General features: G+C 66.5%; 21 protein-coding genes. 7 read left to right on the top strand and 14 right to left on the bottom strand.

What is annotated here, in order from left to right:
• Positions 1-43: 43 nt before the first annotated feature.
• The 7 genes from K2Y56_RS08025 to alr form a co-directional block, all read right to left on the bottom strand.
• Positions 44-1,177 carry a carboxylate-amine ligase gene (locus K2Y56_RS08025; RefSeq protein WP_292506805.1) on the bottom strand — a complete coding sequence of 378 codons (1,134 nt, stop codon included), beginning with the start codon at positions 1,175-1,177 and terminating at the stop codon, positions 44-46.
• Positions 1,178-1,705: 528 nt separating this feature from the next.
• Entirely contained in the window at positions 1,706-2,116 is a 411-nt protein-coding gene (locus K2Y56_RS08020; protein ID WP_292506804.1) for a dihydrofolate reductase, read from the bottom strand.
• 19 nt (positions 2,117-2,135) lie between these two features.
• On the bottom strand, positions 2,136-2,888 hold the full coding sequence (locus K2Y56_RS08015) for an SDR family NAD(P)-dependent oxidoreductase (RefSeq protein ID WP_292506802.1): 753 nt from the start codon (positions 2,886-2,888) through the stop codon (positions 2,136-2,138).
• 7 nt (positions 2,889-2,895) lie between these two features.
• Positions 2,896-4,386, bottom strand: coding sequence for an amidophosphoribosyltransferase (purF, locus tag K2Y56_RS08010; RefSeq protein ID WP_292506800.1), 1,491 nt, complete (start codon positions 4,384-4,386; stop codon positions 2,896-2,898).
• 119 nt (positions 4,387-4,505) lie between these two features.
• A complete protein-coding gene (locus tag K2Y56_RS08005; RefSeq protein ID WP_292506799.1) occupies positions 4,506-5,138 on the bottom strand; it encodes a CvpA family protein in 633 nt (210 codons plus the stop codon).
• A 36-nt stretch (positions 5,139-5,174) separates the two neighbouring features.
• On the bottom strand, positions 5,175-6,659 hold the full coding sequence (gene radA, locus K2Y56_RS08000) for a DNA repair protein RadA (RefSeq protein ID WP_292506797.1): 1,485 nt from the start codon (positions 6,657-6,659) through the stop codon (positions 5,175-5,177).
• A 34-nt stretch (positions 6,660-6,693) separates the two neighbouring features.
• A complete protein-coding gene (gene alr / locus K2Y56_RS07995; protein WP_292506795.1) occupies positions 6,694-7,782 on the bottom strand; it encodes an alanine racemase in 1,089 nt (362 codons plus the stop codon).
• 233 nt (positions 7,783-8,015) lie between these two features.
• On the opposite strand from alr, the gene K2Y56_RS07990 reads away from it, so the two are divergent.
• On the top strand, positions 8,016-9,173 hold the full coding sequence (locus K2Y56_RS07990) for a hypothetical protein (RefSeq protein ID WP_292506793.1): 1,158 nt from the start codon (positions 8,016-8,018) through the stop codon (positions 9,171-9,173).
• A gap of 20 nt (positions 9,174-9,193) precedes the next feature.
• Here the strand turns inward: K2Y56_RS07990 and K2Y56_RS07985 are convergent, their stop codons facing one another.
• The 6 genes from K2Y56_RS07985 to K2Y56_RS07960 form a co-directional block, all read right to left on the bottom strand.
• Positions 9,194-10,681 carry a replicative DNA helicase gene (locus tag K2Y56_RS07985; protein WP_292506791.1) on the bottom strand — a complete coding sequence of 496 codons (1,488 nt, stop codon included), beginning with the start codon at positions 10,679-10,681 and terminating at the stop codon, positions 9,194-9,196.
• A 267-nt stretch (positions 10,682-10,948) separates the two neighbouring features.
• Positions 10,949-11,512: a 50S ribosomal protein L9 gene (gene rplI, locus K2Y56_RS07980; protein ID WP_292506789.1), complete on the bottom strand. Its 564-nt coding sequence runs from the start codon at positions 11,510-11,512 to the stop codon at positions 10,949-10,951.
• A gap of 66 nt (positions 11,513-11,578) precedes the next feature.
• Positions 11,579-12,595: a DUF2232 domain-containing protein gene (locus K2Y56_RS07975; protein WP_292506787.1), complete on the bottom strand. Its 1,017-nt coding sequence runs from the start codon at positions 12,593-12,595 to the stop codon at positions 11,579-11,581.
• Between the two features lie 154 nt (positions 12,596-12,749).
• Positions 12,750-13,034, bottom strand: a complete 285-nt coding sequence (rpsR, locus tag K2Y56_RS07970) for a 30S ribosomal protein S18 (protein WP_292506786.1) — start codon at positions 13,032-13,034, stop codon at positions 12,750-12,752.
• A 2-nt stretch (positions 13,035-13,036) separates the two neighbouring features.
• On the bottom strand, positions 13,037-13,486 hold the full coding sequence (gene rpsF / locus K2Y56_RS07965) for a 30S ribosomal protein S6 (RefSeq protein ID WP_292506784.1): 450 nt from the start codon (positions 13,484-13,486) through the stop codon (positions 13,037-13,039).
• A 286-nt stretch (positions 13,487-13,772) separates the two neighbouring features.
• Positions 13,773-14,147: a PH domain-containing protein gene (locus K2Y56_RS07960; RefSeq protein WP_292506782.1), complete on the bottom strand. Its 375-nt coding sequence runs from the start codon at positions 14,145-14,147 to the stop codon at positions 13,773-13,775.
• A gap of 104 nt (positions 14,148-14,251) precedes the next feature.
• Here K2Y56_RS07960 and K2Y56_RS07955 point away from each other — a divergent pair, with 104 nt between their 5' ends.
• From K2Y56_RS07955 to K2Y56_RS07930, 6 genes are all read left to right on the top strand, one after another.
• On the top strand, positions 14,252-14,998 hold the full coding sequence (locus K2Y56_RS07955) for a pyridoxine 5'-phosphate synthase (protein ID WP_292506780.1): 747 nt from the start codon (positions 14,252-14,254) through the stop codon (positions 14,996-14,998).
• Positions 14,995-15,414, top strand: a complete 420-nt coding sequence (gene acpS / locus K2Y56_RS07950; RefSeq protein ID WP_292506778.1) for a holo-ACP synthase — start codon at positions 14,995-14,997, stop codon at positions 15,412-15,414. Before K2Y56_RS07955 ends, acpS begins: the two co-directional genes overlap by 4 nt.
• Positions 15,415-15,517: 103 nt before the next feature.
• The gene (lepB, locus tag K2Y56_RS07945) at positions 15,518-16,318 is read left to right on the top strand and encodes a signal peptidase I (RefSeq protein WP_292506777.1); all 801 of its coding nucleotides are present in this window, start codon (positions 15,518-15,520) and stop codon (positions 16,316-16,318) included.
• Between the two features lie 3 nt (positions 16,319-16,321).
• Entirely contained in the window at positions 16,322-17,131 is an 810-nt protein-coding gene (rnc, locus tag K2Y56_RS07940) for a ribonuclease III (protein WP_292506775.1), read from the top strand.
• Positions 17,132-17,183: 52 nt separating this feature from the next.
• Positions 17,184-18,095 (top strand): GTPase Era, encoded by a 912-nt coding sequence (era, locus tag K2Y56_RS07935; protein WP_292506887.1) that lies wholly within the window; start codon positions 17,184-17,186, stop codon positions 18,093-18,095.
• 348 nt (positions 18,096-18,443) lie between these two features.
• The gene (locus tag K2Y56_RS07930) at positions 18,444-19,355 is read left to right on the top strand and encodes a class I SAM-dependent methyltransferase (protein WP_292506773.1); all 912 of its coding nucleotides are present in this window, start codon (positions 18,444-18,446) and stop codon (positions 19,353-19,355) included.
• A gap of 64 nt (positions 19,356-19,419) precedes the next feature.
• Here K2Y56_RS07930 and K2Y56_RS07925 read toward each other — a convergent pair whose 3' ends face one another.
• Positions 19,420-22,065: a choice-of-anchor I family protein gene (locus tag K2Y56_RS07925; RefSeq protein ID WP_292506771.1), complete on the bottom strand. Its 2,646-nt coding sequence runs from the start codon at positions 22,063-22,065 to the stop codon at positions 19,420-19,422.
• Positions 22,066-22,214: the final 149 nt, after the last annotated feature.

Below are 22,214 nucleotides of genomic sequence, written 5' to 3'. Positions count from 1 at the left end.
CCAGAAGCGCGAGCAAGCCGACGATCGCCCTCGCGGAAGGCCGTCAAGCGACGAAGGAACCGGCAGACGTTCGCGCCAGCCAATCCACGACGCCGTCGAGCGCCTGCCGGTTGCTGAGCCCCGCCTTTCGGCCTTCCTCGAACACGGCGATCTGACGGTCGGCGCTGGTCCCCTCGCGAAAGATTCGACGGGCGTTCTCGACCTCGGGGCCGCAGCCCAGCGCATCGGCATCCTGGTCGATCAGGCTCAGCAGCGCGTCGAGGGCATCCGCGAACGGGACGGCGTCTTCGCTGGCCTCGTCGATCAGCTCCGCCTCGGTGCCGCTGCGCTGCGCACGCCACAGATTCTCCTCGGTGAGCGCCCGCGAGATTCCATCGAGGCCGGCATTGAGATCGGGCCGGCGCACGACGAGGCGGACGAGGCAGCGGAACACGGCAGCGATGGTGAGCGCGTCCTCGAGCCGGGTGCAGGAATCGGCGATTCTCAATTCGAGGGTCGGGAACTTGATGGAGGGGCGCAGGCTCCACCACAGGAAGCTCGCATCCTCGATCGAGCCGGCTTTCTTCATGATGCGCAGGTAGCGCTCGTAGTCCTCTCGGCTCGCCACAAGCGGCGGCAGGCCGGTCCGCGGCAGTTCTCCGAAGGCGCTGAGGCGATAGGCGGTGAGCCCGGTCGGCTTACCCTGCCAGAAGGGTGAGGAGGCCGAGAGCGCCATCAGCAGGGGCTGATACGGCAGCAGCCGGTTCATCAGGTCGATGCGGGCGTCGGGGTCCGGCACCTCGACATGGACATGCATGCCGCAGATCAGGCTGCGGCGTCCGGCGAGCCCGACATCACGCAGGATGCCGCGGTAGCGCTCGCCTTTCGTCGGCAATTGCCGCGCCCAGTCCGCCACCGGGTGTGTGCCGGCGGCGAAGACAAGAAGCTCGTGCCGCGCCGCGAGTCGGCTGAGCTCGGATCGCTGGCTGTAAAGGACCTCGCGGGCCTGCGCAAAATCCGTCGACGGCGGCGTGCATACCTCGACCTGACATTGCAGGAGCTCGCGGCCGATCTCTGGCAAGCGCTCGCCGGCTTCCGTGTGGAACGGCTTCACGGAACGCCGCGGCGTCCCCCGCGTCTCGGCATCGGCCAAGAAATACTCTTCCTCGATGCCGAAGCGGTAGCTGTGTGCGGTCATGGTCGTTCTCTGCGGAGGGCGTGCCGCTCAACTCGCGGAGCATGACCTTTGTGCCCTGGGGAGCGATCGGTTCGGCCGACCTGACCCGGCGCCACAACGCCGAGGCGCACTCAGCCAACGCGAAGCCACTCGCAATGGGCATTCGAGCCTCAGCGCGAAGGCTAGGTGTCCGCCTGCGTCGTGGAGGGATCGTTGGTCAGAAGTGCCGCAAGGAACTGGTGTCGAGATGAACCCCCTTCCCTCGCCTTCGTCTCGCATCCGGCTGGCGAGCGCCCCTGCGTCCTCCGATAGCTCACACGAAACGACGCGGCGTTGCGCCGACCAGTCGAGAACGAGTGCCCTAATGGGGCGTCCGGCCTTCGCGACGGACCACAACCGGACGATCGGACCAATCTCCCGCGTGATCACGATTCTGTTGCCCGCCAGCGCAGGGTCGATGACGTCGGAGCGACGGCTCTCTTCGTCGGCGACATGTGCTCGCGCATTGACGTCATGAACGCGGCTGAGCTGCAGGATTGTCCAGCCGGGTCAGCCTCGCCGCAGCGCCCCACCCACCAGCCACGCCGGATCGAACCACCGGTCCGCCTCGCCATCGTAAGGCAAGCGAGTAATGTCCCAGTGCTGGATGTACTTGGCGTAGACGTTCCAGACCGAGATGCCGCCACCGACGAAGATACGCCTGCCCGGATAGCGCGAGAGCACCGCTTCCGGATCCTCGTGGCTGCGGATCACCTCGATGGTGCGGTCCTTGAAGGCGAATTCCGGCACGGAGGCCACGGTCTTCGGCCCCGCGATGAGGACGTGGCCCATGGTCAGCGCGAAGAACCGCGTCACGTCCTCGACGAAGAGCGGGTCGGTATTGCCCTCCCAGGGCAGCTGCCCGTTCAGGCCGAGCTGGCCGCGCAGGCCGATCGCGCAGATGCAGCGGACATCGATCATCCTGGCGTTCCTCGATGCGTCAGGCCGGGGCCTGCAAACCAACGACCTTGTCGGCCGGAAAATCGTAGATCCTGCCGGATTCCGTCCAATCCGGGCTCGCGAGGCGCAAGAAGGCGGGCGCGAGGTCTTCCGGCGTCTTCAGCGTGTCGGGGTCTTCGCCCGGCATTGCCGCCCGGCGCATGGAAGTACGTAATGGTCCCGGATTGAGGAGCATCGCGCGCACCGGGGTCGGTTCCGTTTCGGCCGCATAGGTGCGGACCAGGGCATCGAGGGCGGCCTTCGAGACCGCGTAAGGACCCCAGTAGGCCCGGCACTTCTGCGCCGCCGCCGAGGTCACGAAGACGGCGCGGCCTGCATCGGAGGCACGAAGGAGCGGATCGAGGGAACGGATCAGGCGCCAGTTCGCCGTCACGTTGATGGCCATCACCTGGTCCCAGACCTTCGGCGTCACGTGGCCGAGCGGGGTCAGGTTGCCGAGGATGCCTGCATTGCCGATGAGGATGTCGAGGCGCTTCCAGCGTTCGAAGATCGCCCCGCCAAGGCGGTCGATCCCCTCGTAATCTGTGAGGTCGAGGGGCACGAGGGTCGCGCTGGAGCCCGCTGCCTCGATGGCATCGTCGAGTTCCTCCAGCGCACCTTGGGTTCGGGCGACGGCGATGATGTGGGCGCCGGCGCCGGCCAAAGCCAGGGCCGCTGCCCGGCCGATGCCGCGCGATGCACCGGTGACGACGGCGACGCGACCGGCGAACGGCTTGTCGGGGGACGCGATCATAGAAGCCTCAATCCGCTTCGGCCAGCATGGCGAGGCGCCGCGGGCTGGCGATGGCGAGGTCGCTCAGGGCGGTCGGGTAGTCGCCGGTGAAGTAATGGTCGGTGTATTGCGGACAACCCGGATTGCGCGCCTCCTCGCCCATGGCGCGGTAGAGGCCTTCGATCGACAGGAACGCAAGGGTATCCGCGCCGATATAGCGGCGCATGCCTTCGAGATCGTGGGTCGCGGCGAGCAGCTTCTCGCGCTCGGGTGTGTCGATCCCGTAGAAGTCCGGATAGGTAATCGGCGGCGAGGCGATGCGGAAATGCACCTCGCGGGCGCCGGCCTCGCGCATCATCCTGACGATCTTCACCGAGGTGGTGCCGCGCACGAGGCTGTCGTCGACGAGGACGATGCTCTTGCCCTCAACCGCGGCGCGGTTGGCGGAGTGCTTCATGCGCACACCGAGTTCGCGTACCGACTGTGTCGGCTGGATGAAGGTGCGGCCGACATAGTGATTGCGGATGATGCCCATCTCGTAGGGCAGGCCGGTCTCCTGCGCGAAGCCGAGCGCCGCGGGCACCCCGGAATCGGGGACCGGGATCACGATGTCGGCCTTCGCTGGCGCCTCGCGCGCGAGTTCGACGCCGATATTCTTGCGCACCGCGTAGACGCTCTTGCCGTTCACGACGGAATCGGGTCGGGCGAAATAGATGTACTCGAAGATGCACGGCCGCATCGGCTGAGCCGGAGCGAAGCGGATCGATTCGACACCCTCTTCGGAGATCACGACGATCTCGCCGTTCTCGACGTCGCGGATGAACTTCGCACCGATGATGTCGAGGGCACAGGTCTCGGAACACAAGATGTAGCGACCATCGAGCTCGCCGAGCACCAGCGGGCGGATGCCAAGCGGGTCGCGGGCGCCGATCAGCTTCTTGTTGGTGAGGGCCACGATGGCGTAGGCGCCCTCTATCCGGCACAGGGCCTCGGTGAAGCGTTCGACGATGCGCGGAGCGCGCGAGCGGGCGGCGAGATGCAGGATGACCTCGGTGTCGGAGGTCGATTGCGTGATGGCCCCGTCGCGCACGAGGTCTCGGCGGATCGAGAGGGCGTTGGTGAGATTGCCGTTATGCGCCACCGCGAGTCCGCCGCTGGCGAGTTCGGCGAAGAGTGGCTGCACGTTCCTCAGGATCGTGCCTCCCGTCGTCGAGTAGCGCACGTGGCCGATGGCAGCGCTGCCTTCGAGGTGCTCGATCGTCGATCGGTCCGAGAACGAATCCCCGACGAGGCCTGGCCGGCGCTCGGAATGAAACACGGCGCCGTCGAAGGAGACGATGCCGGCCGCCTCCTGGCCTCTATGCTGGAGGGCGTGCAGCCCCAGCGCGACGATGGCGGAGGCGTCGGGATGCCCGAATATTCCGAAGACGCCGCATTCCTCGCGCAGGGTATCGCCGTCGCGGTCCATCCCGTCGGCGACCTCCAGGGAGGAGCGCTCGGTCACGCTACGTTTGGACATGGTGATGCCGTTCCCTCTCGGTCGCAGTCCCAAGCATAGAGACGAGCAACCGGCCTTACCGTCACGAAACGGTTATGTAATCGGCTGACGCGGTGCAACCAACCGCCGCCCAGCGCAGGTCAGCGCCGCTGCGCTGGCACGGCTTGCGCCGGGACCGGCTGAGGCGGCTTGACCGCGTCGCTGCGGCGCGCGGGCGCCTCGCCCTCGGTTGGCGGCTCAGCCGGCTCGGCGGACCCGTCGGTCTTGGGCTTCTTGAACTGTTTGAGGATGCCCTCCGGATTCTCGGGTAGTTGGGCCACCAGGGCGTCGCCGGATTTCTCCAGGAGCGGCCGGCTCTTCGCCTGCGAGGCCCAGTCCGGCATCTTGCCCTGGACGAGCCAGGCCAGGAACACCCAGCCGATCACGCAGATCAGGAACCCGCGCCCGGCTCCGAACAGCAGGCCGAGGGAGCGGTCGATGGCTCCGATCCGCGAATCGAGGATGATGTCGGAGATCTTCACGGTGATGATCGAAACGACGATCAGCGTGCCGAGGAAAATCGCCGCGATCGACGCGACGAGGGCCACCGTGGCGTTCGTCACATGCTGCCCGACCATGGGCAGAATTAGCGGGTAGAACTTCCAGGCAACTGCGGCCGCCGCGACCCATGCGATGATCGCCAGGACCTCACGCGTCGCCCCGCGAACAGCCGCGAGCAGGGCGGAGACCGCGATGATCCCCAGCACGACGAGGTCCAGAATCGAAAACGGCATTGAGGACGCGGATCACACGGGCAGAGCGGACGACGATCAGCGGGCTGCGCGGCTGCCCCTGGCCGCGCGGCCTGTATATCGTGCGGAATCCCGGGCGTCACCCTCACGCTCCGCATCGTCCTCATCCCAATCGTTTCGCCTCTCCGAACGGGCCGCAATCCCGGCCACGAGATCCGCGATGTGGCGCAAGGCTTCCGTCGGGAGCGCGCCGTCGCCGCCTTCGCCTCGCCCTTGCGGAGTCACCGCCTTGGCGAAACCGAGCTTGAGCGCCTCTTTCAGCCGCGCGGGCGCCTGGGCCACCGGGCGGATTGCGCCGGAGAGTCCGATCTCTCCGAAATACGCCGTCTCCGGCGGCAGGACGGAGCCCGACAGCGAAGAGACGAGGGCGGCCGCGACCGCAAGGTCGGCGGCCGGTTCGGTGATTCGCAATCCGCCGGCGACATTGAGGTAGACGTCGTGGGTGCCGAGCCGGATGCCGCCGTGAGCCTCCAAGACGGCCAGGACCATCGACAGCCGGTTCGGGTCCCAGCCGACCACGGCCCGGCGCGGCATTCCGAGGGAGGAGGGCGCCACCAGCGCCTGGATCTCGACGAGGAGCGGGCGCGTGCCCTCCATCCCGGCGAAGACCGCGGTGCCGGGCGCGGCGTGGTCGCGGCCGGCCAGGAACAGGGCGGAGGGGTTGGGCACCTCGGCGAGGCCACCGTCGGTCATTTCGAACACGCCGATCTCGTCGGTGGGACCGAAGCGGTTCTTCACCGCGCGCAGGATGCGGAAATGGTGGCCCTGGTCGCCCTCGAAGGAGGCGACGCAATCGACCATATGCTCGACGACCCGTGGGCCGGCGATCTGCCCATCCTTGGTCACGTGGCCGACGAGGATGACCGCAGTCCCCGATGTCTTTGCGAAGCGGATGAGGGCCTGGGCCGAGCTTCGCACCTGCGTGACCGTGCCGGGCGCCGATTCCACCGTCTCGGTCCACATCGTCTGGATCGAGTCGATGATGGCGAGGGCCGGCGGGCGACCCTGCGAAAGGGTCTCGACGATATCCTCGACATTGGTCTCGGCGGCGAGTTCGACCGGCTGGGCGGCGAGGCCGAGGCGCTCGGCGCGCAGGCGCACCTGCGCCACCGCCTCCTCGCCCGAGATATAGACGACACGCTCGCCGGTGCCCGCCATGGCGGCCGTGGCCTGCATCAGCAGGGTCGACTTGCCGATGCCGGGGTCGCCGCCGAGCAGGATCACCGAACCGCGCACGAAGCCGCCGCCTGTAACGCGGTCGAGCTCGCCGATGCCGGAGGGGATGCGCGGCGCCTCCCGCGCCTCGCCGGTCAGGCCTTCGAGCGGAAAGACGCGGCCGCGCGCCCGGCTCGGCCGCGTCGCCGCAGGCCCGGCTTGGGGACCGGCGGTACCGGTCTCCTCGACGATCGAGTTCCAGCCGTTGCAGGCCTCGCAGCGCCCGCGCCAGCGATTGTAGACCGCCCCGCAGGATTGGCAGACGAAGGTCTGATGTATCTTGGCCATCGCGGTTCCGGTGGAGCGGCCAGTTGGCCTCCAATCACCCTACATAATGGCGAACATAACGGGAACCCAAACTCGTCAGAATCTCGTAGCCGATCGTCCCGGCCGCCTTCCCGACGGTGTCGATATTCAGGGAGTCCCCAATGAGGACCGCCATCTCGCCGCGCGCTGCGGCAGGAGCCTCGGTGACGTCGAGGATGATCAGGTCCATCGAGATCAGGCCCACGATGGGGCAGAGGGCGCCGCCGACGAGAGCGTGTCCGCGGTTGCTCGCGGCACGGGGATAGCCGTCGGCGTAGCCGAGGGAGACAGTGGCGAGCCGCCGCGGCTCGGGTGCGGTCCAGCGCGCATTGTAGCCGGCGCTCTCGCCCGCCTCCACGTGGCGAACCTGCGCGATCGCCGCCTCCAGCCGCACCACCGGCCTCATGGCATTGGGCTGCCCCGGCTTCGGATTGCCGCCGAACATGGCATAGCCGGGTCGCAGCAGGTCGTTGTGGGAGCCGGGGCCGAGGAAGCAGCCGGAGGAGTTTGCGAGCGAGGCCGGGATGCCGGGGAAAGCTTTCCTTACCCGCGCGAAGGCACCGATCTGGCGGGCATTCACTGCCTCGTCCGGCAACTCCGCGCTGACGAGATGGCTCATCAGGAGGCCTATTCCTGCCGCCGCGACGACTGGATCTCCCGCCAGCGCAAGCGCCTCCGGTACTGTCAGGCCGAGCCGGCTCATGCCGGTGTCGACGTGCAGGGCGGAGGACCGACGTCCGGTCTCGGCCCATTCAACGAGTTCTTCGCGCGACCCGAGCACGGGGCGCAGATCGTGGGCGAGGAGGCTCGCTGCCGTACCGGGCAGGAGTCCGTTGAGCACGTAGATGGTGGCCTCCGGCAGGAGCGCGCGGGCCGCGATGCCCTCGCTCAGGTGGGCCACGAAGAAGGTCCGGCATCCGGTCTGCCAAAGGGCAGGCGCGACCGCGGCGAGGCCGCAGCCATAGGCATCGGCCTTCACCACCGCAGCGCAGGGAATGCTCGGAGCCTCGGCGCCGAGGCGCTGCCAGTTCTCGGCGATCGCGGACAGATCGATGGTCAGGCGAGCGCCGTGCCCGACCGAGGAAGCGTCTAGCGGTCCGATCATATCCTCCATCGACGAGTCGTCGTTTTGCCTCGCTGCACGGATCGCGCAGGCGGGTTCGCGAAACGATCCGTGGTGGCTTTCCCCATCCTTCGTGGCTTTCCTATGCACGATCGCGGCCGGAACCTGCCATTCGATTCCGCAAATGAAGCTGCTCGGATGACTTGGCCGGCGAGGTGGTCTATCCGCCGCTGCGGGGGACGTCGCACGGATCGGAAAGGGACCGGGCCGAATCGATGATTCGAAGTCTGACGAAGACATGGCGCCGGCTTCGTCCGGCTGCCGGAGGACCGACGACCCATCTCATCGACGGTCGCGATCTGGGTGAGCGGATCGCGTCCTTCCGAAGCCTCGGCGGGAACTGCGAATTCGGATTCGTACAGCGCTATTGCGGCATCGAGCCTTCGGGCCTGTTCCGGTTCGCCTACACTGATATCGAGCCACTGACCCATGCCATCGCGGGTGGGCTGGAGAGATACGGATCGCCGGGCGACCTCAGGCTCGAGGAGACCGAGAGCGGCATCTATTACTGCGTAAGCAGCTGTTACAACTTTTGGTACAACACTCAGCGCCGTGCGGACGAGGTCGATAAGAATCTTTTTCTCGAAGACCAATACGGCAAGGTCGCTCATCTCAAGGGAGCCTTCCTCCGCGACCTCGCGACGGGCGACAAGATCCTCGTCCGCAAGCCGCACCCGGGCGAGGCCAGGCCCGCCTTCATGGAGCTGGCGCAGGCGATCTGGCGCCACGGGCCCTCGACGATCCTGCGCGTGACCGAGGACGAGACGGGTCCGCCGGTCGTCCAAAGGACCTCCGAGCGGCTGCTGGAGGGCACCGTCAAGCGCTTCTCACCGCAGGAACGTAACTACGAGACCGATCTCGACTCCTGGATCGGGCTCTGCGATGCGGCTTACGCCGTCCACCATGGCCTTCCGCCTGATCATGCTCGACCGGTCCCGCCGCGAGCACGGCGCCGCGTGTCCCGACCGAAGCGCCACGGGACACGGCGGCCCGGATCGGTGCTCAATGCCTATACCGACCTCCTCGATACGAGCGCTTTCGATCCCGAAGCTGTCTATGTCTTCTCGGCCTGGGTCTGGCTCCCTGCCGAATTCTCGGCCTCGCGCCTTTTCGCCGTGGTGGGACGCGAGCGCCTGGGCTGGTGCGACGCCGACCTCGACCGTCGCGAATGCTGGCAGCGCGTCTGGGCGGCTGGCCGCGTGGCGGTGGAGGGGGCGGCCCGGCCAAGCGCCGGCCTTGGTGTCGTGGCCGAGCCGGGACAGCATTTCTGGTCCTGGGGTTCGGAGCTTCGCGAGGGACCGATCCCGTCGCCGTCCGAGGTCCCGACGGTATCGATCGAGGCGCCCTTCGTGCAGCGGCTGCTTCGCCGGTAGCGCGCCGTACGCCTCACACTCTACATCCGCGCTGGTATCCGATCGTCCGCGGCGAGGTTCGAGAAGCGGGTGATGTTGGCGTCGAATTGCAGTTCCACGGTGCCGGTCGGACCGTGGCGCTGCTTGCCCAGGATCACCTCGGCCTTGCCGTGGACGCGGTTCATCTCCGCCTCCCAGGCGAAGAATTCCTCGGTGCCTTCGCGCGGCTTCTTGTTGTTGACGTAGTACTCCTCGCGGAACACGAACATCACCACGTCGGCGTCCTGCTCGATCGAACCGGATTCGCGCAGGTCCGAGAGCTGCGGCCGCTTGTCGTCGCGGTTCTCCACCTGTCGCGACAGCTGCGACAGCGCGATGATCGGCACGCTGAGTTCCTTCGCCAGCGCCTTCATGCCGGTGGTGATCTCGGTCATCTCCTGCACGCGATTGTCGCTGCGCTTGCCCGATCCGGAGAGCAGCTGGAGGTAATCAACGATGAGCACGTCGAGTCCCTTCTGGCGCTTCAGGCGGCGGGCCCTCGCGGCAAGCTGCGCGATGGAGATGCCGCCGGTCTGGTCGATGTAGAACGGGATCGTCTGCATATCTCGCGCAGCGTCGGTGATCTTGTAGAAATCCTCCGGCCGGATGTCGCCGCGGCGGATCTTGTAGGAAGGCACGCCGGACTGCTCGGCGATGATGCGGGTGGCAAGCTGCTCGGCCGACATTTCGAGAGAGAAGAAGCCGACGATGCCGCCGTTCTTGGTCTCGATGCGCCCATCGGGCTGCTTCTCGCCCTGGTAGGCCTTGGCGATGTTGAAGGCGATGTTGGTGACGAGCGAGGTCTTGCCCATGGCCGGGCGCCCCGCGAGGATGATCAGATCGGAAGACTGCAGGCCGCCCATCTTGGCGTCGAGATCGGTGAGGCCGGTGGCGATGCCCGAGAGCTTCCCGTCGCGCTGGTAGGCCTTGGCGGCCATATCGACGGCGGCGGTCAGCGCTTCGGAGAACTTCTGGAAGCCGCCATCGTACTTGCCTGACTCGGCGAGCTCGTAGAGCCGACGCTCGGTCCCCTCGATCTGGTCGCGAGGTGAGGATTCGACCGGCGCCTCGTAGGCGCCGTTGACGAGGTCCTCGCCGATGGTGATGAGCCGGCGGCGGATGGCTAAGTCGTAGATCGTGCGGCCGTAATCGCCCGCATTGATGACCGTGGTCGCCTCCGCCGCGAGGCGGGCGAGGTACTGCATCACGGTCTGGCCGCCGAGATCCGCGTCGCCGAGATAGGTCTTGAGGGTGATCGGCGTCGCAAGCTTGCCCGCCTTGATCAGGGAGGCTGCGACCTCGAAAATCTTGCGGTGGACGTCCTCCATGAAGTGCTCGGGCAGGAGGAAATCCGAGATCCGGTAATAGGCGTCGTTGTTGACGAGGATCGCGCCGATAAGCGCCTGCTCCGCGTCGATGTTGTGCGGGGCGACGCGGAATTCCTGGGACACCTGTTGCAGGTTCGCCGTCAGGGCATTGGGCAGGGCCATGGGCTGACTCGAAGCTCCGACTCGTCAAAAACCGCGCGGCCGCCGCCGCGTCTCGTCACTAGCGGGCGACCATGACCCCGGCATGGTTAAGCGGAGCCTTCTTCGATGGCGAGCGCCCGGGACTCATGTCCGAGCCAGCCTCAGTCAAGATCATCGATACGAAAACGCCCGCCGATTCTCGCGAACCGGCAGGCGTCCATGCTGGAACAAATAAGGAACCAGTCAACCCCTTCGGTCGACGATCCCCGTTGTTCACTGTTCCGAGTCTTACTCGCGGTCGTCGCCGGCCTCGGCCAGGGCTGCTCCGACTTCGAGACCGAGATCGTCCAGGTTGAAGGCCTCGCGCTCGGTGGTCGACTCGCCGCGCGCCTGACGCTCGGCCTCCTCGGGGGAGCGGGCGACGTTGACGGTGACGGTGACTTCGACCTCGGGGTGCAGGACGACGGGCACGACATGCAGGCCGAGGGTCTTGATCGGCGCGTTGAGGGCGAACTGATCGCGCCCGACGCTGAAGCCTTCCGCCGTGACGACCTCGGCGAGATCGCGGGTGGAGACCGAGCCGTAGAGCACGCCGGTTTCGCCAGACTGGCGGATCAGCACGAAGTTCTTGCCCTCAAGCGTCTCGGCGACGGCCTGTGCCTCGGTCTTGCGCTCGAGGTTGCGGGCTTCGAGCTGCGCGCGCTGGGTCTCGAAATGCTTCTTGTTGTTGGAGGTGGCGCGCAGAGCCTTGCCGCGGGCGAGAAGGAAATTGCGGGCGTAACCCGGCTTCACGTTCACGGTCTCGCCCATCTGGCCGAGCTTGGCGACGCGCTCGAGGAGGATCACTTCCATGGTCTTCGTCCTTACTGTCTAGGGGTTGGTCAGCATCCGCCGCACCTCGCGGTTCTGCTGGGGTTCTCAGGTACGTCCTGCGCCCTCCGACGAGCGCCGCAGGTTGAGCACGGTGTCGGCGATGCCGAACAAGGTCAGCGCCACGAAGGCGACACCCTGGGTGAGGAACAGGATCAGGTAGAGACCGAAGAGCAGCGCGGTACGGCCTTTTCGCCCGCGGCTGCGGTCGTGGAACGCGGCGAGCCCCTGCAGGGCGAAGGCGGCGCTCAGCGCGCCAGACATCGCGACTCCGAGCACGCCGATATATCCCGGCGTCAGGGCCAGCAGGACGGCTGCAGTGAGGATGAACAGCACCCGTCGCGGCATCACGGTAGAGGGGATGTCCGGCCAGGGACGCGGCAGGCGCCCCGAGATCTGAACGATCCTTGCGGCGGCCCAAAGATAGAAGGTCAGGAGCAGCGCCAGTCCCTGCGCCGCGAGTCCGGGTGCGACCGCCGCGAGGGCGTCGGCAACCTCATTCTTTGCGTCCTTTGCGTCGGGAGGCGATGGTACGGCTTCCGGCTGCTGTGAACCAGGATTCTCGGCTGTCGGTGCCTCGACGCGGCTACCCGGCTGACGGGTGCTCACCTGTGCCTGCGTCGTCAGCATCGTGCGCGTCATTTCGCGCAAACGGGTCTGAAAGGTCTCGTAATTCGGCGAGGCGATCACCGCGATGGCGACGAAGGCCAGGGCTGCGGTACTCGCCGTCCAGGCGAGCAGCCGGCCGGTCGGGTACCATTCCATCGTGCCGTCCGCATTCGGCCGGCCGAGCAGCGCGAGATAGGCGAGCCACCAGGCGGGCAGCGCGAGATAGGCGAGGAATCCAAGGCCGAGGAACGGCGCGATCAGCAGGCCGAGGACAAGGCTACCCGTCGCGGCGGCAACGAGCGCGGCCTTGTGGCTCCAGCCGAGCCCGACGATGAGGATCGGCAGGGGTGCGAGGAGGTACAGCACGATGGCAAGCGCCGTCGCCTTCAGGAGCACTCCGAACAGGAGTGCCGAGACGAGGCCCGCGCCGATGCCGATTCCGAGATATTGTCTCATCAATCCCGCTGTCCCGCTGTCCCGAATAGGGCAGGGTTAGAGGCGAACCGCCCCAACGACTCCCGGCAGCGAACGCGCGACCGGTACGAAATTCAATCCCGCCGCTGCGGCGGCGGACGCCCTGGTCCGGCAAGGCCGGACCAGGGCAATATCGTTACTTGATCACGTAGGGCAGGAAGCCGAGGAAGCGGGCGCGCTTGATCGCCTGGGCGAGCTCACGCTGCTTCTTGGCCGAGACCGCGGTGATGCGCGACGGCACGATCTTTCCGCGCTCCGAGACGTAGCGGGAGAGCAGCTTGACGTCCTTGTAGTCGATCTTCGGGGCATTGACGCCCGAGAAGGGGCAGGTCTTCCGACGACGGAAGAACGGGCGGCGTCCACCGCCGCCGGCAGCACCACCGGCCGCGGGGGCCGCACCTGGTCCAGCACCGAATGCCATGATTAAGCCTCCCCGCCGAAGCTGCGCTCGGGCCTGTCGCCACGATCGCGGTCACCACCGAAACCACCACCGCCGAAACCGTCTTCGTCGCGGCGGCGTCCGCGCTCGCGATCCTTGCGGTCGTCGCGGTCGCGCTTCTGCATCATCGCGGACGGCTCGGATTCGAGCTCCTCGACGCGCACGGTCATGAACCGCAGCACGTCCTCGGAAATCTGCATCTGGCGTTCCATCTCCGTCAGCGCCGCCGGGGGGGCGTCGATGTTCAGGAGCGTGAAATGCGCCTTGCGGTTCTTCTTGATGCGGTAGGCGAGGGACTTCACGCCCCACATCTCGATCTTCTCGACCTTGCCGCCATTGGCTTCGATGACGCCCTTGTAGGTCTCGACCATGGTCTCGACCTGCTGGGACGTCACGTCCTGGCGCGCCAGGAAAACGTGTTCGTAAAGAGGCATTACGGGCCCTTCATATCAAAAGGGGCCCGACGGCACGGGTTTAGCGCGCTGGGAAGAAACGTCGGGCCGGCTCACACGCATTTGCCCGGCGCCAAGCCCTTCGAGCCGTATGAGAGGCCCGAGCGGTTGATCGAAGGCGGAGACACGGGACGCGAAGGGGAAACCCCGAACCGGACAAGCCGGCACCGTCCGTTCAGCCCCCAGCCGGAGCGAACGCGAGGTGCGGCGGATAAACGAGTTCGCGCAGGATGGCAAGGACTGACCGGTGCGATCCGGTTCCGGAACCTCAGCGGATCGATGCGGCAATGGCCTGCTGGATGGCCATGATGTCGGCGCCGCGCTTCAGCGTCTTCTGGATCGGCTCGGTCCGGCCCGAGACCCAGACCTTCAGCTCCGATTCGAGATCGAAACTGCCGGCATTCTCCACCGAGAACGAGGTGATCGCCCGATAGGGAACGGTGAGATACGAGACCTTGCGCCCGGTCAGCCCCTGCTTGTCGACGAGGATCATCCGGCGGTCGGTGAAGACGATGAGGTCACGGACCAGTTTGAATGCGACGGAGACGGTTTCGCCCGCCGTCAGGACGCCCTGCAACTGCGCATCGACATCCGAGGCGGAGAGGTCGCTTCCGTGTCCCAGAAGCCCATCGAGAAATCCCACGTGCCGTCCCCCATCCCCGCGGCCGAATGCCTACCCCATCTAATGGTGGCCGGACCCGTGCTTTTCCAGCACAAGGCCGCCTTGCCTGTTGGAGATGGTCGACGATGCAGAGCTCTTCCTTGCGCCTCGGCGTGAACATCGACCACGTCGCCACCGTCCGCAACGCCCGCGGCGGCCGGTACCCCGACCCGGTCAGGGCGGCGCTCATGGCTGTGGAAGCCGGCGCCGACGGGATCACGGCCCACCTGCGCGAGGATCGCCGCCACATTCGCGATGCCGACATGGAGGCGCTGAAAAGCGTGCTTCCCGTGCCCCTCAATTTCGAGATGGCCGCCACCGACGAGATGGTGGCCATGGCCATGAGGCTGCGCCCCCACGCCGCCTGCCTCGTGCCCGAGAAGCGCGAGGAGCGCACCACGGAGGGAGGCCTCGATATCGTCGGCGCCCGCGATCATCTCGCCCCACGCATCGCGGCGCTTTGTGAGGCGGGTATCCGAGTCTCGCTCTTCGTCGAACCGGATGAGCGCGTGATGGATATGGCGCGCCGGCTCGAAGCTCCCGTGGTCGAACTCCATACCGGCAGCTATTGCGAGGCGGTGGCCGAGGGCGATGCGGCACGTACCGCTCACGAACTCGCCCGTATCGCGAGGGCTGCCGAGTATGGCGCTGGCCTCGGCCTCGAGATCCATGCCGGCCATGGCCTTGCCCTCGACAGCGTGGCGCCCGTGGCGCGGCTGCCAGAGCTGGCCGAACTCAATATCGGGCACGCCCTCATCGGCGAGGCGATCTTCGTCGGCCTGGCCCAAGCGGTGCGCGACATGCGTGCGGCGATGGAGGCGGCGCGGGCATGATCCTCGGCATCGGCTCCGACCTCTGCGACATCCGCCGCATAGAGAAGTCTCTGGCGCGCTACGGCGACCGCTTCACGCACCGCATCTTTACAGAGGGTGAACGGACGAAGTCGGATGCACGGGCGGCACGCGCGCCATCCTATGCGAGGCGCTTCGCCGCGAAGGAGGCCTGTTCCAAGGCGCTCGGCACCGGCATGAGCCAGGGAGTATTCTGGAGGGACATGGAGGTCGTGAACCTGCCTGGCGGCCGGCCGACTTTGCGCCTTTCCGGCGGCGCCCTTGAGCGGTTGAATACGATGGCCCCACGAGGTCACGAGATCAGGATCCATGTCACGCTGACGGACGACCCGCCGCTTGCCCAGGCTTTCGTGATCATCGAGGCGGTGCCCACCGTCCCAGGCGCGAATGGATCGTGACCGGACCGAGCTGCGCGTTGCGGCACCCCCGCGCTTGGTCTAGACCGCCGGCTACCGCTGACACGCGCCGGATCTCGCGCGTCCGGCCGGAGGCAGCCGCGAGATGAAGCCAGTGCGCGTGGATCAAGAAACGAAACGCGATCTGAAAGTCGCGGAGACAGGGGCATGGGCGAGCATCAAGGAAACGCTGAAGGTCGGCATTCAGGCGCTGCTGATCGCCCTGGTCGTGCGGACGCTGCTGTTCCAGCCCTTCAACATACCCTCCGGCTCGCTCGTACCGACGCTGCTGATCGGCGATTATCTCTTCGTGTCTAAATACGCCTACGGCTATTCGAAATACTCACTTCCCATGAGCGAGTACCTGCCGTTCGAGGCCCAAGGCCGGGTCTGGGCGGCGGTGCCGAAGCGTGGGGATATCGCCGTCTTCAAACTGCCGAAAGACAATGCCACCGATTACATCAAGCGGGTGATCGGTCTCCCCGGCGACAAGATCCAGATGAAGGCGGGCCTGCTCTACATCAACGACGTCCCGGTCAAGCGCGAGAAGATAGCCCCGTTTGAGACGACCGGCCCATACGGCGAGCAGGCCAAGGCCGAGCAGTACCGGGAGACTCTGCCGGGCGGCGTCACTCACCTCGTGATCGAGCGTGACGGAGATAACGGCTACTGGGACAACACCGAGCCCTACATCGTTCCGGCCGGCAGGTTCTTCATGATGGGTGACAACCGCGACAACTCGACCGATTCGCGCGATCTCGCCAGCGTCGGGTTCGTGCCGTTCGAGAACCTCGTCGGACGGGCCGAGATGATCTTCTTCTCAATCGACGAAGGCACTCCGGCGTGGCAGATCTGGCAATGGCCGGCGAAGGTGCGCTGGAATCGCCTCTTCACGGCCATCAACTAGAGCATGACCGGAGCCGAGGAAGCCGCGCGCCCGTCCAGCAGGGCGCGGCGCGCGCAGCGCCCGCGGCCGGGACTGGACGCCCTTGAGGCGCGCATCGGACACGTCTTCACCGACAAGACGCTGATCGGCCGGGCGTTGACCCATGTCAGCAAGGCCGGCGGAAATGGCCGGGCCGGAAGCTACCAGCGTCTCGAATTCCTCGGTGACCGGGTCCTCGGCCTCGCCATCGCGGACCTCCTCTACGAGGCCTTCCCGCAGGCCGACGAGGGCGAACTGTCGCGCCGTCTTGCCGGCCTCGTCAGACGGGAGACCTGCGCCTCCATCGCTCAGAGCTGGGATGTCGGCCCGCATCTCGCGCTGGGTCCGGGCGAAGTCCAAGGCGGCGGACGCCGCAACCAGACGATTCTTGCCGATGCCTGCGAGGCAATCCTGGGCGCCGTGTTCCTCGACGCCGGCTACCCGGCCGCCAAGGTCATCGTCGAGGCCGCCTTCGCTCCGGCGAGGGAGACGGCTGCGCCGCGGGGGCGCGACGCGAAATCGTCGCTCCAGGAATGGGCGATGGCGCGCAGCCTCCCTATTCCCCTCTATGAGGTCGTTGAGCGATCAGGGCCGGACCATGCCCCGCGCTTCCGGATCGCCGTCCAGGTCAGCGGTATCGAACCGGGCCTCGGAGAGGGGCCCTCGAAGCGGCTCGCCGAGCAGGAAGCCGCCCGGATCGTCCTCGAACGAGAGGGCATCGGCGACACGCCAGGAACCTCGGAGACCCCGGAAAGGTCGACGAACAAGGATGAAGGACAAAGCCCCGATGCCTGATCAGGACGACGATTCGGGGGAACCGCACGGTGAGGTTGCCGCCAGGCTCACGATGCCGGCGGCCACGGAGGGGATGAGCGCGGGATTCGTCGCCCTCATCGGCGTGCCGAACGCCGGAAAGTCGACCCTCCTCAACAGCCTGGTCGGCACCAAGGTCTCTATCGTCTCCCGCAAGGTCCAGACGACGCGCGCGCTCGTGCGCGGTATCGTCATGGAGGGCGGCGCACAGATCATCCTCGTCGACACGCCAGGCATCTTCGCCCCGAAGCGCCGGCTGGACCGGGCCATGGTCCATTCCGCCTGGAGCGGTGCCGCCGATGCCGATGCCGTCGCTCTCCTTGTCGACGCTCGAAAGGGAATCGACGACGAGGTGGAGGGGATCCTCTCGCGGATGCCGGAGCTGAAGCGCCCGAAGATTCTCATCCTGAACAAGATCGATCTGATCCAGCGCGACAAGTTGCTGGCCCTCGCTGCGGCTCTCAACGAGCGGGTGCCGTTCGCCCACACCTTCATGATCTCGGCGCTCAAGGGAGACGGCATCGAAGCGCTGCGCAAGGCTCTCGCGGGGATGATGCCAGCCGGGCCATGGCTTTATCCGGAGGATCAGGTCTCCGACGCTCCGCTGCGGATGCTCGCCTCCGAGATCACGCGCGAAAAGATCTACGACCGTCTTCACGAGGAACTGCCCTACCGTTCCACGGTTGAAACGGACCAGTGGCAGGTCAAACCGGACGGTTCCGTGCGTATCGAGCAGACCATCTTCGTGGAACGTGAGAGCCAGCGCTCGATCGTCTTGGGCAAGGGTGGTCAGACCATCAAGGCGATTGGTCAGGCGGCTCGGATCGAGATCGCGGAAGTTGCCGAGACCAAAGTACATCTGTTCCTTCACGTGAAGGTCCGTGAGAATTGGGCAGATGATCCAGCCCGTTACCGTGAAATGGGTCTTGAGTTTCCACGTGGCTAGTAAAGTGAATTACAAGAATAATCTTCGGTGTTAGTAAGACGATCTGATGTGAGGCCTGTATAGTGCCCTTCAATTTTCGCGTCGCACCGTGTCCAAATAGGATTATTGCAGTGCGATCGAAATTATTTGGCGGAGAGCCAAGTCAACGACTTGACAGTATCTTTCCGCATGATTCTCTCGCGTCCATAAATATTTTGGGTGTTGCGAAGAAGATCTTTCATCTTGCGGCATCGCCGGCTACGTATCAGGAGCCGGACCCGATTCGAGTCGCGGCATCGCTCATCCTTTCTTCCCACGCCAGACCAATGAGGCGCGCTCCTGCGCGCCGGACGCGTCATGATATTGCCGATGCCCGCTCCTGATGCCGTCTACGGATCGCCGCCGCCTGATCTCGTCGAGGTCGCGGCGGATGCGGCCCAATTGTCGCCGCTCATCCCCGGCTCGGTCCGGCTCGAGGATCTCGATGCCGGCAGCCTGGATCGGGTCGTGATGGTGGCGCCCGCCGGGACGCTGGAGCGGCGCTACGCGCTGTCGCTGTCGCTCAGGGCGCTTCGCCCTGGCGGGCGGCTGACCGCCATGGCGCCGAAGGATCGCGGCGGTGCTCGCCTCGGGCGCGAACTCAAGGCATTCGGCTGCGAACCGGCCGAGATCGCCAAGCGCCATCACCGGATATGCGACGTCGCGCGGCCCCCATCCCTCATGGCCCTCGACGAGGTGATCCGCGATGGCGCGCCCCGCCACATCGACAACCTCGCCTTGTGCACCCAGCCGGGCGTCTTCTCCTGGGATCGGCTCGACCCTGGGACAGCCCTTCTCCTCGCCCACCTGCCGGCGCTATCGGGCAGGGGAGCCGATTTCGGCTGCGGCATCGGGGTGCTTGCCCGAGCGGTGCTGGCCTCCCCGGCCGTCACCGCCATGACCCTGGTCGACATCGACCGTCGCGCCGTGGAGATGGCCCGTCGCAACGTCGCGGACCCGCGTGCCGACATCCGCTGGGCCGATATCCGTGCGGCCGATTCCACTCCGGATCGGCTCGACTTCGTGGTGATGAACCCGCCCTTCCACGACGGCAGCGTCGAGGACCAGGCGCTCGGCCAGGTCTTCATCCGGCGTGCGGCAGAGGCTTTGCGGCCGGGAGGCACGCTCTGGCTCACGGCAAATGCGCATCTTCCCTACGAAGCGCCCCTCAAGGGTGCGTTCAAGAGCGCGACCCTCGTGGCCTCCTCGGGGGGCTACAAAATCTACGAAGCCCGGAAGTAACGCTGCAAGGCGGGGCCGCCGCCCCTCGCGTCCCGCTTGCTGAAGGCAGTGCGGCGGCTCCAGGTTAGCCGACGCTGCCGGCGCCGAGGGTTCCGTCACCGAAGGTGAGGCGCCCCTCATAGATGCCGAACTGCAGGTAATGGGTCATGGGGTCGATGCCGGCCGCTCGCACATCCGCATAGGCCGCGAGATAGGCCGAGCTGTCGAAGCCGGCCGAGGGATCGCGGCCCTCGCGGAAGCCGAATTGCGTGTAATGCGTCAGCGGATTGATCCCGGCTGCGGCGACGTCGTTATAACGGGCCAGGTAGGCGTCCGTGTCGAACACGGAGTTCGGGTCGCGGCCCTCGCGCGCACCGAGATTGCCGTAGTGGCTGCGGGCGAACGCGAAGCTGTCGCCGCCCGCGGTGATCGCCGCGCGCGCCACGTCGGCGTTGGCGAGCAAGTAGAACTCGGCATCGAAGCCGCGTGCGGCACCGATGTCGCTTGCCCGCCCGATCGCGGCGTTGATGGAACGGCCTTCGGCCTGGCCGAACTCGAGATAGTGGGCGAGCGGGTCGACGCCGGCAGCTCGCACGTCCGGATTGGCGGCGTAGTAGAACTCGTTGTCGAAGCTCGCTCCCGGATCGCGGCCTTCGCGAAAGCCATTGGTGTCGTAATGGTTGAGTGGATTCACGCCGGCGGCGCGCACATCCGGATTGGCGGCGAGGTACCCGGTCGTCGAGAAGAAGGCGTTCGGGTCGCGGCCCTCGCGGAAGCCGAACTCGGCATAATGCGCGTCCGCGTCTCTCCCTGACCGGAACACGTCCGGATTGTTGGCGAGATAGAACAAGTCGTCGACCAGTGGAGACCCGTCGTCGAGCGTGATGGCCGCATCGCTGAACACCACCCGCTCGAAGCCCGACACCGTGTCGGTACCTTCCTGACCGGTGACCGTGGTCTGGCCCCGGAGTTGCCCGACCTGAAGGTTCGCGAAGCTCGCATTGTAAACGAGCGTGTCGATTCCCGCGCCGCCGCGCAGGACGTCGTTACCGAGGCTTCCGGTGATGGTGTCGTTGCCGGCGAGGCCCGAGATCCGGTCGTTGCCGGCGGTCCCGGTCAGCGTATCGTTACCGGCGGTGCCGGTGAGCGAGATGCCGCCGCGGGTCACGACTTCATAGAGGGTCGTGGTGTTGCCGACCTCGTTGGCGCTGACGACGAGGGCAGTGCCGGTCGGGCTATCGGCGGCGCTGATGAAGGTGAGGACCTCGGGGCCGGCATCGGCGACGAGGGGACGCTCGTAGGTGACGAAGCGGGCATTGGCCGGATCAGTGACGTCGTAGACCATGACGCCTCCGGTCCGCTCCAGGCCGACGAATGCGTAGATGCGGCCGTCGACCGTGCCGATCGTGACGCCCTCGGGCTCCGGCCCCTTGTCGTCGGAGCGGTTATCGACCTGGCCGTTGCCCTGGTTCTGGTTGAAGATGTCGGGGCTAAGCGCCGCAGTGATCCGCTCGAACTCGCCGCCGGTCTCGCGCACCTTGGTGATGCTGCCGTCGGCCTCCTGGCGGAAGATGGTGATGCCGCGCCCGCCATAGGTGAAGAGTTGGTCGATGTCGCCGTCTCCGTCGGTGTCTCCGACCCGGGTCAGGACGTTGAGGCGGCCGAGATCGGAGTTCGCCTTCAGCGCCGCTGCGTTCGGGAAGGCCGTTGGGTCGAGGCGGACGCTCGCGCTGCTAAGCCGAGCGATGTCCTGCTCCTCGAGCCCGGTGCCGACGCGCCCGTCGCCCTCGTTCGCCGTGACAAAGTAGGTCGCGCCGCCCACGGAGAAGGAGGCGATCGCGTCCGGCTGGAGAAGGCCGGTCACCGCGGCGTTGCGCAGCGAGATCCCGTTCTGGTCGTTCGGATCGAACAAATTGCCGGGCAGCGAGCGGTCGACGCCGCCGAGCGGCTGGATCGCAATCGGCCGGCTCGCATTCGGGTTGGTAAGGTCGATGATCGCGACGCCGTTCACCTCCTGCAGGGTGACATAGGCGCGGGTGCCGTCTGGAGACACCGTGACGTATTCGGGCTCGATATCTGCCGCGGCGCTCTGGCCCGGGAAGATCGCCAGGCCGCGGGCGCGCAGTGCCGCCTCGGAGCCGTTCAGCGAATCGAAGGTGATGGTGTTGGTGACGCGGGCACTCGCCGCGCCGTTCTCGAGGCTGATGATGCTGACGGTGCCGTTCGGGTTGTTGGTCGTGGAGGCCGCCTCCGCCTCGTTGGCGACGATGATTCGCTGGCCGTTCGGCGTGAAGGCGAGCTGGTCGGGAAGCGATCCGACCCGCACCACGGATTGCAGGCTCCCGCTGGTGTTGAACAGGGCGACGCTGCCCTGATCCGTGGCGTTCGGAGCCTGGTAGGCCACCGCGACCACGCCGTTGCGGACCGCGACCGAGTTCGCTGCACCGAAATTGGCGAGACCCGTCAGGGGGATCGTTCCCGCCGCGGTCAGGCCGCCCACCGCATCGATCTGGACGATGTCGATGCGGCCGGCGGTGGCGTTGAGGATGAAAAGGCGGTCGCTGATGGGATCGAAGGTCACGACCTCGGCATTGCCGCCGGCTGCCGAGAAGGCGCCGAGGCGCACAAGGTCGACGGCGTTCGAGCCGGCCGGGGTCGTGACCGCTCCTTGAAGCGAGGGCAGTTGCGTCCGGACGTCGATGGGGGCTGGATTTGCGATTCCGGACGACATGGTGGGCGTTTCCCCGTTCTGTTGTAGTGGGACGGCGCCGGGAGGCGGCTTCGTCGGGAGTCACCCCGCACTGATGGAACCGCTCGTAGGAACCGCGAGTGACACTGAGATGACGGCACCGCACAGATCTCGCTACGCCAAGCCCGGCG

The sequence above is a fragment of the Methylobacterium sp. genome (genome assembly GCF_019745455.1).
Lineage (GTDB): Bacteria > Pseudomonadota > Alphaproteobacteria > Rhizobiales > Beijerinckiaceae > Methylobacterium.
Note: the sequence above shows the minus strand (reverse complement) of the source record. Positions and strands in the feature narration are given on the sequence as shown.

Coding starts and splice junctions, on each gene's coding strand:
- K2Y56_RS08025 (WP_292506805.1), bottom strand. CDS start 1,177: ATGACCGCACACAGCTACCGCTTCGGCATCGAGGAAGAGTATTTCTTG.
- K2Y56_RS08020 (WP_292506804.1), bottom strand. CDS start 2,116: ATGATCGATGTCCGCTGCATCTGCGCGATCGGCCTGCGCGGCCAGCTC.
- K2Y56_RS08015 (WP_292506802.1), bottom strand. CDS start 2,888: ATGATCGCGTCCCCCGACAAGCCGTTCGCCGGTCGCGTCGCCGTCGTC.
- purF (WP_292506800.1), bottom strand. CDS start 4,386: ATGTCCAAACGTAGCGTGACCGAGCGCTCCTCCCTGGAGGTCGCCGAC.
- K2Y56_RS08005 (WP_292506799.1), bottom strand. CDS start 5,138: ATGCCGTTTTCGATTCTGGACCTCGTCGTGCTGGGGATCATCGCGGTC.
- radA (WP_292506797.1), bottom strand. CDS start 6,659: ATGGCCAAGATACATCAGACCTTCGTCTGCCAATCCTGCGGGGCGGTC.
- alr (WP_292506795.1), bottom strand. CDS start 7,782: ATGATCGGACCGCTAGACGCTTCCTCGGTCGGGCACGGCGCTCGCCTG.
- K2Y56_RS07990 (WP_292506793.1), top strand. CDS start 8,016: ATGATTCGAAGTCTGACGAAGACATGGCGCCGGCTTCGTCCGGCTGCC.
- K2Y56_RS07985 (WP_292506791.1), bottom strand. CDS start 10,681: ATGGCCCTGCCCAATGCCCTGACGGCGAACCTGCAACAGGTGTCCCAG.
- rplI (WP_292506789.1), bottom strand. CDS start 11,512: ATGGAAGTGATCCTCCTCGAGCGCGTCGCCAAGCTCGGCCAGATGGGC.
- K2Y56_RS07975 (WP_292506787.1), bottom strand. CDS start 12,595: ATGAGACAATATCTCGGAATCGGCATCGGCGCGGGCCTCGTCTCGGCA.
- rpsR (WP_292506786.1), bottom strand. CDS start 13,034: ATGGCATTCGGTGCTGGACCAGGTGCGGCCCCCGCGGCCGGTGGTGCT.
- rpsF (WP_292506784.1), bottom strand. CDS start 13,486: ATGCCTCTTTACGAACACGTTTTCCTGGCGCGCCAGGACGTGACGTCC.
- K2Y56_RS07955 (WP_292506780.1), top strand. CDS start 14,252: ATGCAGAGCTCTTCCTTGCGCCTCGGCGTGAACATCGACCACGTCGCC.
- acpS (WP_292506778.1), top strand. CDS start 14,995: ATGATCCTCGGCATCGGCTCCGACCTCTGCGACATCCGCCGCATAGAG.
- lepB (WP_292506777.1), top strand. CDS start 15,518: ATGAAGCCAGTGCGCGTGGATCAAGAAACGAAACGCGATCTGAAAGTC.
- rnc (WP_292506775.1), top strand. CDS start 16,322: ATGACCGGAGCCGAGGAAGCCGCGCGCCCGTCCAGCAGGGCGCGGCGC.
- era (WP_292506887.1), top strand. CDS start 17,184: ATGCCGGCGGCCACGGAGGGGATGAGCGCGGGATTCGTCGCCCTCATC.
- K2Y56_RS07930 (WP_292506773.1), top strand. CDS start 18,444: ATGCCCGCTCCTGATGCCGTCTACGGATCGCCGCCGCCTGATCTCGTC.
- K2Y56_RS07925 (WP_292506771.1), bottom strand. CDS start 22,065: ATGTCGTCCGGAATCGCAAATCCAGCCCCCATCGACGTCCGGACGCAA.